Genomic DNA, 9588 nt, shown 5'->3' with positions numbered 1-9588 from the left:
ATAAAATTTCAATAATTAAGAACCAATATATTGACAAAAATTATATTAAAATATTTAAACTATTTCTAAATACAAAATATTTATGGGGTGGAAAAACTGCAATCGGTATTGACTGTTCGGCATTAATTCAGTTATTTTTTTTTAATAATAATAAGTTTTTTCCAAGAGATACAAAAGATCAAATTAAATATTCTAAATCCAAAATTAAAAAGAAATTTGAAAAAGGAGATATAATCTTCTGGGAAGGGCATGTTGCTATTTGTATTAATAGTAAAGAATTAATTCATGCATATGGTCCAAGAAAAAAAGTTCTTATAATGCCCATTAAAAAAACAATTGATTTAATTGAAAAAACAGCAAAATTAAAAGTTAAAAAAATTTGTAATATCAAACAATTTTAATTTCTACCAAAATCTGGTTTGCTTGTATCTTGTTTTAATTGAATAATTTTTGATCTAACTTTTTTTGAGTTAATCAATTTATAAACAAGTCGTTTTTCATTTTTTTTCATAATATCAGACTTAAAATCAAGCAAGTTCTTAATAAACAAATCAATTGCACGAGAAATATTATTTCTATTATTAAAGAAGATATCTCTCCACATAATTTCATTTGAAGCAGCAATCCTAGAAAAATCTCTTAAACCACCTGCGCTATATTTTATTAAATCAAATTTTTGTTTTTTTTCAAAATCTTGAGCTGACTTTACAAGATTATAAGCAACTAAGTGAGGGAGATGACTTGTAATTGAGAAAATTTTATCATGTTTTTCTGAATTCATTATAACTACTTTTGATCCAATTTTTTTCCAAAACTTTTTTAACTTATGCAATTGTTTTATTTTTGTGTCTTTCTCTTTAATCAGAACACACCATTTGTTATTAAACATAGTGTCTAAACCATTGCTGGGCCCACTTACTTCAGATCCCGCAATTGGATGTCCTGATACCCAGTTTGTTTTTTTTGTTAAAAATTTTTTAATAATTTTTTGACTTTCAATTTTTGAAGAACCAATATCTGTAACTAGATTCTCCAAACTCAGATTTCTATTCAGTTTGTTAATAATATTTTTGTACTCACTCATTGGCGTACATAAAATAATTAAATCACATTTAGAAACTGTTTGATCAAACTTTCTAATAATTTTGCAGGGTAATTTTAATTGTTTTATTTGTGATAAATATTTTTTTGACTTCTCAAATACATATATATTTTTAGCAATTTTCCTTTTGTGAATTTTTCTAACTAAAGATGATCCTAAAAGTCCACAGCCTATTACAAGAATATTTTGCATTAATTTAAAATACTTTCTGTTGCTTTCATAAATTTAGAATTTTCTTTTACAGAACCAATTGTTAATCTCAATCTATTTTTTATTTTATACCCAGTAAAAGTATTTCTCAAAATTATTCCTTTTGTCTGTAGTTTTCTATAAAATCTTTCAGCTGTAATAAAACAATTATCAAAATCTAGAAGTAAAAAATTGGCAGTCACCTCATTTGTATAAATATTAAACTTTGATAGAAAATTTTTTATTTTTTTTGCTTCAGAAATATTATGTTTTATTGATTTATTAATAAAATTTTTGTCTTTTAAAGCTGCTTCTGCAGCAAGTTGGGCCATTAAATTAACGTTAAACGGTGGTTTAATTTTATTTAATTCCTTTATAATTTTTTTTGAACCATATCCCCACCCCACTCTTAATGATGCTAACCCATAAATTTTAGAAAACGTTCTTAAAATAAAAACATTTTCCTTTGATTTAAACAAATCCAAGCCAGACTTATAGTCTTTGTTTTTCATATACTCGTAATAAGCATCATCAACCACAAGAAGAATGTTTTTTCTTAACTTGTCTCTAAGTAATTTTAATTCTTTATAATTTAGATAAGTGCCTGTTGGATTATTCGGATTAGCAATGAAAACTATTTTTGTTTTTTTTGTTACTTTTCTTAATATTTCTTTTACTGAAATTTTGTAATTAACTTCTTCAGAAAAAATTACTTTGGCGCCAACAATGTTTGAGTAAATTCTATACATAAGAAAACTATATCTTGGTACTATTACCTCATCTTTAGGATTTAAAAATAACTGGCAAAGCATTTGGATTATCTCGTCTGAACCTGCGCCACAAATTACTCTATTTTCATCACATGCAAATATTTTTGAAATAGTTTTTCTTAAAGCTTTTGATTGTGGATCTGGATATCGAAATAATTTTGAGTCTTTTGATTTAATTACACTTTGCGCATTTGGACTTACTCCTAGAGCTGACTCATTTGCTGACAGTTTAATGATATCTCTTATATTTCTAATTCTGGATTTTCCAGGTTTATATACATCCAGATTAAATCTTTTAAATTTGGGAACACTCATTATTTTTAATTATATGTATATTTATTAAAAAATCATACCTACATAAGCTGTTTTTTTAAAAATTGACATAGTAATTATCTTCTAGTACAAAAACCTTGCGCTGATTTACCTGAATTGCGAGCGCTTTAAAAAAACCGCTAAAAAAGTTTTTTTCTCACAATTCATAATCAGCACTAAGTTATGTTAAACAAAAAAGATATAAAAACGCTGATTGTCAAAAAGCCATTAACCTTAGATTGTGGAAGAGTAATTAGTGATTTTCCAATAGCTTATGAAACCTATGGAAAACTCAATGAAAAAAAAGATAATGCAATTTTAATATTTCATGCTTTGACTGGGGATCAATTTGTTACTGGTAAAAATCCTGTAACAAATAAAGATGGATGGTGGACCTATGCTGTTGGATCAGGAAAAGCAATTAATACTGATAAATATTTTTTAATTTGTGCAAATGTAATAGGTGGATGTATGGGGTCATTTGGACCAAGTCACATTGATCCTGAAACTAAAGAAGCTTTTGGTACTAAATTCCCAGTAATCACAATTAATGATATGGTAAATGCACAAGTAAACTTGCTTGATCATTTTAAAATTAATCAATTATTTTCTGTAATTGGTGGATCTATGGGTGGAATGCAAGTTCTCCAATTTGTAAGTAATTTTCCAGATAAAGCTAAAACAGCAATACCAATTGCATGTACATCTAGTCATTCTGCTCAAAATATTGCTTTTAACGAACTTGGGAGACAATCAATTATGGCAGACTCTGATTGGAAAGAAGGAAATTATCAAAATCAAAACTTAAATCCAGGTAAGGGCTTATCTGTTGCTAGAATGGCAGCACATATTACTTATCTATCAAAAAAAGGTTTGGAGAATAAATTTGGAAGAAAACTTCAGGAAAGAGACGATCTAAAATTTGGGTTTGATGCTGACTTTCAAATTGAAAGTTATTTAAGACATCAAGGGAGTGTATTCGTTGATAGGTTTGATGCTAATAGCTATTTATACATTACAAGGGCAATGGATTATTTTGACTTACCCAGAAAATTTGGTGGTAATTTATCAAAAGCTTTTGAAAAAACTAAAACTAAGTTTTTTATCATTTCTTTCACATCAGATTGGTTATACCCAACACAAGAAAATAAAGATATTGTAATTGCACTAAATTCTATTGGTGCAGATGTTGGATTTGCTGAAATTGAGTCAGATAAGGGACATGATTCTTTTTTATTAGATGTGCCAGATTTTTTAAATGTACTTAAAAACTTTGTAGATAAATCTTACGAGGAATTGATAAGATGAAATATGAATTTCAAATCATAACTCAATTAATTAATAAAGAAAGTCGAGTTTTGGATGTTGGTTGTGGAGATGGTGGCCTTATGCAGTATTTAAAAGAAAATAAAAATGTTGATATAAGAGGTCTTGAAATATCAAAAAATAATGTAAGAAAATGTATTTCAAAAGGTCTTACAACTATTGAAGGTGATGCTGAGAAAGATTTAATTCAATTTCCTAATAAATCTTTTGATTACGTTATACTAAGTCAAACTTTGCAAGCTTTTTTAAACCCTCAACTTGTAATTAATGAACTTTTAAGAGTTGGAAAACAAGCAATAGTTACAATTCCTAATTTTGGTTATTGGAAAATTAGATTGCATTTACTTTTAAAAGGAACAATGCCTGTTACAAAAACTCTTCCCAATGAATGGTATGACACTCCAAATTTACATATGTGTACTATAAAAGATTTTGTAGAATTTTGTAAAAAAAACAAATTTAAATTAAATAAATCTTTAGCTTTAAATGAAAATAAATTTTCAAACATAAAAGTTTCAAACCTAAATATTAAAAACCTGACATCAGATCTTGGTATATTTGTTTTGGAAAAATAAAATGAAAGTTCATATTATCCCATGTCTAAAAGATAATTATAGCTATATCATTCATGATGAATCTAATGATTATGCATGTGTTGTGGATCCTAGTGAAGCAAATCCAATCATTGATTTTATAAAGAAAAAAAATATTAAATTAAAATATATATTAAATACTCACCATCACTATGATCATGTCGGGGGTAATGAATTAATAAAAAAAGAATTTGATGCCAAAGTAATTGGTTTTAATAATGACAAAGAAAGAATACCTTTCATTGATATTACACTAGAAGACCAAGAAATCTGGTCTTCAAATAATTTTACAGCTAAAATTTTTCATATCCCTGGTCATACTTCTGGTCATATTTGTTTTCATTTTTATAAAGATAATTTTCTTTTTACTGGTGATACTCTTTTTTCATTAGGCTGCGGTCGGATTTTTGAGGGTACGTATGAACAAATGTTTAATTCTTTAAAGATAATTAAAAGTTTTCCTGAAGAAACATTAATATATTGTGGGCATGAATATACTTCGAAAAACGCTGAATTTTGTTTGCAAAACGATCCTAGCAATAGTGAATTAATCAAAAAAATTAGCAAAATCAATTCATTGGTAAAAAAAGGAGAGCCAACGATTCCAAGTTCTTTGAAAGAAGAAATTGCATGTAATATATTCTTAAAGGCAAAAGATGTAAAAATGTTCTCAAAATTGAGAGATTTAAAGGATAATTTTTAACTTATTCAGCTTGACTAAAGGTCTTCTCAGACTATATTGCGATTACTTAAAATTTCATATTATGTCATACGCAGTAATTAAAACAGGTGGAAAACAATACAAAGTAAAAGCTGGAGAAATTCTGAAAATTGAAAAACTTCAAGACTCTAAACCAAGCTCAAAGGTAGAATTTAATGAAATTCTTGCTTACGGAGATGACAAAACTATAGAAATCGGTGCTCCAACAATTTCAGGTGCGAAAGTAGAAGCAGAGTTAATTGAAAATAGTAAAAATAGAACTGTACTAATTTTTAAGAAGAGAAGAAGACATAACTCAAGAAGAAAGAATGGTCATAGACAAGAATTTTCAAAGATTAGAATAAATAAAATTTATTCTAAAGATGGATCAGTATTATCAGAAGCTGAAAAAGCCGTGAAAGTTGCAAAAAAAACTGAAAGTAAAGAGGCTTCAAAATAAAAGGTAAATTATGGCAACAAAAAAAGCAGGTGGATCATCTAGAAACGGACGAGATAGTGCTGGTCGTAGACTTGGTGTAAAAAAGTACGGTGGTGAATCTGTAATCCCAGGAAACATTATAGTTAGACAAAGAGGAACTAAAATTTTTCCAGGTGAAAATGTTGGTATGGGAAAAGATCACTCAATTTTTTCTGTGATTAAAGGTAAAGTTGTTTTTAAAAAAACAAAATCAGATAGAACATTTGTTTCAGTAAAGCCCAATTAATAGTACAACAATATAATTAGGTTGTATTATGAAATTCTTAGATCAAGTAAAGATATATATTAAAGCCGGAAATGGTGGTGATGGATCGCCTAGTTTTCGTAGAGAAAAATTTATTGAATTTGGTGGACCAGACGGCGGAGATGGTGGTAACGGAGGTTCTGTAGTTTTGATATCTGAAAGAAATTTAAATACTTTAATTGATTACAGGTATCAACAACATCACAAGGCCCAAAGGGGTGACAATGGTTCTGGTCAAAATAGAACTGGTAAAGGTGGTGATGATTTAATTTTAAAAGTTCCTATAGGTACTCAAGTTTTTGAAGAAGATAATAAGACACTGATTTACGATTTCAAAAAAGAAGGTGAAAAATTTGTTGCTGCTGCTGGTGGCAAGGGAGGATTAGGTAATACAAGATTTAAAAGTTCTACAAATCGAGCACCTAAAAAATTTACAAAAGGAACTAAAGGTGAAGAATTTACAATTTGGTTACAATTAAAAACAATAGCAGACATAGGGATTATTGGATTACCTAACGCTGGAAAATCAAGTTTGTTAGCAGCTATTACAAATGCAAATCCAAAGATTGCTAATTATAAATTTACAACATTAAATCCTAATTTGGGTGTAGCTCAATATGATGATAAAGAAGTCGTATTAGCAGATATCCCAGGTTTAGTTGAAGGTGCTCACGAAGGAGTAGGTCTTGGGATTCAATTTTTAAAACATATTGAAAGATGTAAGTCATTACTACATTTAATTGACATCACAAATCTTGATATAAAAGAGTCATATGATCAGGTTAAAAAAGAGCTTGCCAATTATAGCTCTGAGATGATGAAGAAAAAAGAAATTGTCGTACTTAATAAAACAGACTTGGTTGATAAAGATATAATAGATGAAATTATATTAGAATTTTCAAAAAATATAAATTGCGAGATTATAACTTTGTCTACACTTGATAAAAATTCAATTGCACAACTTAAATCTAAATTAATTAATTATGTCGCTTAAAAATTCTAAAATTACAGTAATTAAAATAGGTTCGTCATTATTAATTGATCATAAAAAAAGAGTGAGAAAAAAGTGGCTTACTAGTTTTGCTGAAGATGTAAAAAATTTAAGAAAATTAAATCAAAAAATTGTAATTGTTAGTTCAGGAGCGATTGCAATGGGTTGTAAAAAAATGAATATTTTAAAAAAAAATTTAAAACTTGATAAAAGTCAAGCAATGGCATCAATAGGTCAAATCGAATTAATGAATTTATTTTCTGAAATTTTTTCTAAGTTTAAGATAAATATTTCACAAATTTTATTAACTTTAGAAGACACTGAGCAAAGACGAAGATCTATTAATGCAAGGCGTACTTTTGAAAATCTATTTAATCTAAACTATATTCCTGTTGTAAATGAAAATGATACTATTGCTACAAGCGAAATAAAATATGGAGACAATGATCGTTTAGCATCAAGAGTAGCTCAAATAATTAATGCAGACAATTTAGTTCTTTTTTCAGATGTCGATGGTCTTTACACAGATAACCCAAAGAAAAATAATAAAGCAAAACTAATTAAAGAAATTAAAGATATAGAACAAGATCTTACGGGAGTTAATATCAAAGGGATAAATGAATACGGAAGTGGTGGTATGAAAACAAAAATTGAAGCTGCAAAAATTTGTCAACTTTCAGGAAGTAATATGATTATTGCTAATGGTCTCAAAAATCATCCAATACAACATATCTTGAATGGAGATAATTACACTTTATTTGTTTCTAAATTATCAAAATTAGATGCTAGAAAAAAATGGATCTTAAGTTCAATTTCACCTAAAGGTTCTGTTATAATTGACGACGGAGCGAACAAAGCTCTTGGTAATGGCAAAAGCTTATTAGCTGCAGGAATAAAAAAAGTGGTAGGAAAATTTAATAAAGGAGACCATATCAAAGTGCTCAATAAAAAAGATAAAGAGATTGCAAGAGGCCTGGCATCTTTTTCATCAGACGAAATAAAGAAAATTCTCGGAAAACATTCAAACGAAATAGAAAAAATTTTAGGTTATGTATCTAAATCTGAGGTAATTCATAAAGATGATATGGTTGAAATAATATGAAAAAAGAACTTTTGAAAATTGGTTACAATTCCAAAATTGCTTTACAAGAAAATTTAAGTGAAAAAGTAAAAAATAAAGTTCTAAACGACTATTTTTTATTAATAAAGAAAAATAAAACTAAGATCATAATTTCTAATAAGAAAGATATCAATTTTGCAATTAAAAAAAGGATTAAAAATAATTTAATTGAAAGATTAAAGCTTGATGAAAAAAAAATAGATCAAATATTATTCTCTATTAAAAAAATAATTAAGTTAAAAGATCCATGTAATAAAGTATTGGAAACTTGGAAAAGACCAAATGGACTTAAAATTTCAAGAGTATCAATCCCTTTAGGTGTAATGGGTGTGATCTATGAAAGTAGACCTAATGTGACTTGTGATGTCTCATCATTATGTTTCAAGTCTGGTAATGCTGTAATTTTAAGAGGAGGTTCTGAAGCCATAAATACAAATAAAATACTTTCAGATCTTTTTAGAAAATCTCTCGAAAAAAATAATATTAATAAAAATTATGTTCAATTTATTAATTCAAAAAATAGAGGCTTTGTCGATTTAATGTTATCAAAGATGCAAAATTATATTGATGTTATTGTTCCGCGTGGTGGAAAAACATTAGTTCAAAAAGTTCAGAAATTGTCAAAAATACCTGTAATAGGCCATCTAGAAGGAATCTGTCATACTTACATTGATAATGAAGCAAATATAAAAATAGCTTCAAATATTATTTTTAATTCAAAAATGAGAAATACCGCTATTTGTGGTGCTACAGAAACTTTTTTAATTCATGAAAAAATTTCTCAAAACAATATCAATTTTATCTTCAAAAAATTATACGATAATAAATGTAAATTGATAGGAGATACAAAATTTAAGAAAAAATTTAAAGGTAAAGTAAAATTAGCTAAGAACAAAGATTGGATTACTGAGTATTTATCTCCAACTGTTTCGATCAAAACTGTTAAAAACATTGATGAAGCAATTATTCATATAAATAAATTTGGTACTATGCATACAGACTCCATCATTACAAAAAATAATAAAAAAGCTAAAAAATTTTTAACAAGAGTAAAAAGTTCAATAGCGATGCACAACACATCGACTCAATTTGCTGATGGTGGGGAGTTTGGCTTTGGTGGTGAGGTTGGTATTTCAACTAATAAATTACCCCCTAGAGGACCTGTAGGACTCAATCAATTAGTGTCTTATAAATATGAAATTAAAAGTAATGGTGCAATCAGAAATTAAGGATAAAATTGGAGTTCTTGGTGGATCATTTGACCCTCCACATAAAGGTCATTTGGCCATTTCTGTTGAGGCTAAAAAAAGATATAATTTAAAAAAAATTATCTGGGCTATTACTGAAAAAAATCCTTTTAAAAATAAAAGTGAAAATTCTTTATTCAAAAGAATAAAAGATTGTAAAAAATTAACGATCAAAAAAAAATATATTCAAATAAAATTTTTAGAAAAAGTAATTAAGTCAAACAAAACTATTGATTTAATAAATTTTTTAAAAAAAAATTCCAATTCAGAGATTTATTTTATAATGGGTGCGGATAATTTAATTAATTTTCACAAATGGCACAAATCTAAAGAAATTTCAAAAAAATGTAATATATTGGTCTTTGATAGACAGGGTTATAAAAGAAAATCATTAAAATCAAAGACTTACATAAATAAAAATCCTAATAATTTAGAATTCATTGAATTTAAGAAGGTTAACATTTCATCTTCTCAATTAAGAAAAATTTGATAATC

General features: G+C 27.2%; 12 protein-coding genes. 10 read left to right on the top strand and 2 right to left on the bottom strand.

Annotated elements, in window-relative coordinates; all coding sequences use genetic code 11:
• On the top strand, nucleotides 1-401 hold a 401-nt coding region (locus tag ACTT9D_RS02865; RefSeq protein ID WP_440930360.1), incomplete at its 5' end, for a C40 family peptidase.
• On the opposite strand, the gene ACTT9D_RS02860 is transcribed toward ACTT9D_RS02865, so the two are convergent.
• Both ACTT9D_RS02860 and hisC read right to left on the bottom strand, forming a co-directional pair.
• Entirely contained in the window at nucleotides 398-1294 is an 897-nt protein-coding gene (locus tag ACTT9D_RS02860) for a prephenate dehydrogenase (RefSeq protein WP_440930359.1), read from the bottom strand. The two genes, ACTT9D_RS02865 and ACTT9D_RS02860, sit on opposite strands and share 4 nt — an antisense overlap.
• Nucleotides 1294-2376 (bottom strand): histidinol-phosphate transaminase, encoded by a 1083-nt coding sequence (hisC, locus tag ACTT9D_RS02855; protein WP_440930358.1) that lies wholly within the window; start codon nucleotides 2374-2376, stop codon nucleotides 1294-1296. Before hisC ends, ACTT9D_RS02860 begins: the two co-directional genes overlap by 1 nt.
• A gap of 180 nt (nucleotides 2377-2556) precedes the next feature.
• On the opposite strand from hisC, the gene metX reads away from it, so the two are divergent.
• From metX to nadD, 9 genes are all read left to right on the top strand, one after another.
• Nucleotides 2557-3681, top strand: coding sequence for a homoserine O-acetyltransferase MetX (gene metX / locus ACTT9D_RS02850; RefSeq protein ID WP_440930357.1), 1125 nt, complete (start codon nucleotides 2557-2559; stop codon nucleotides 3679-3681).
• Complete coding sequence (gene metW, locus ACTT9D_RS02845; RefSeq protein ID WP_440930356.1) at nucleotides 3678-4274, top strand: methionine biosynthesis protein MetW; 597 nt, start codon at nucleotides 3678-3680, stop codon at nucleotides 4272-4274. Before metX ends, metW begins: the two co-directional genes overlap by 4 nt.
• A gap of 1 nt (nucleotide 4275) precedes the next feature.
• The gene (gloB, locus tag ACTT9D_RS02840; protein ID WP_440930355.1) at nucleotides 4276-4995 is read left to right on the top strand and encodes a hydroxyacylglutathione hydrolase; all 720 of its coding nucleotides are present in this window, start codon (nucleotides 4276-4278) and stop codon (nucleotides 4993-4995) included.
• A 61-nt stretch (nucleotides 4996-5056) separates the two neighbouring features.
• Complete coding sequence (gene rplU / locus ACTT9D_RS02835; RefSeq protein WP_440930354.1) at nucleotides 5057-5452, top strand: 50S ribosomal protein L21; 396 nt, start codon at nucleotides 5057-5059, stop codon at nucleotides 5450-5452.
• Nucleotides 5453-5462: 10 nt separating this feature from the next.
• Complete coding sequence (gene rpmA, locus ACTT9D_RS02830) at nucleotides 5463-5717, top strand: 50S ribosomal protein L27 (protein WP_014952642.1); 255 nt, start codon at nucleotides 5463-5465, stop codon at nucleotides 5715-5717.
• Nucleotides 5718-5745: 28 nt separating this feature from the next.
• Complete coding sequence (gene cgtA, locus ACTT9D_RS02825; RefSeq protein WP_440930353.1) at nucleotides 5746-6729, top strand: Obg family GTPase CgtA; 984 nt, start codon at nucleotides 5746-5748, stop codon at nucleotides 6727-6729.
• Complete coding sequence (gene proB, locus ACTT9D_RS02820) at nucleotides 6719-7828, top strand: glutamate 5-kinase (RefSeq protein ID WP_440930352.1); 1110 nt, start codon at nucleotides 6719-6721, stop codon at nucleotides 7826-7828. Before cgtA ends, proB begins: the two co-directional genes overlap by 11 nt.
• Complete coding sequence (locus ACTT9D_RS02815; RefSeq protein WP_440930351.1) at nucleotides 7825-9075, top strand: glutamate-5-semialdehyde dehydrogenase; 1251 nt, start codon at nucleotides 7825-7827, stop codon at nucleotides 9073-9075. The genes proB and ACTT9D_RS02815 overlap by 4 nt, the downstream gene beginning before the upstream one ends.
• Nucleotides 9041-9583: a nicotinate (nicotinamide) nucleotide adenylyltransferase gene (nadD, locus tag ACTT9D_RS02810; protein ID WP_440930350.1), complete on the top strand. Its 543-nt coding sequence runs from the start codon at nucleotides 9041-9043 to the stop codon at nucleotides 9581-9583. The genes ACTT9D_RS02815 and nadD overlap by 35 nt, the downstream gene beginning before the upstream one ends.
• Nucleotides 9584-9588 lie beyond the last annotated feature (5 nt).

This window comes from Candidatus Pelagibacter sp. (genome assembly GCF_052049815.1).
In the GTDB taxonomy this organism is placed as follows: domain Bacteria; phylum Pseudomonadota; class Alphaproteobacteria; order Pelagibacterales; family Pelagibacteraceae; genus Pelagibacter.
This window is presented reverse-complemented; position numbering and strand designations above follow the sequence as displayed.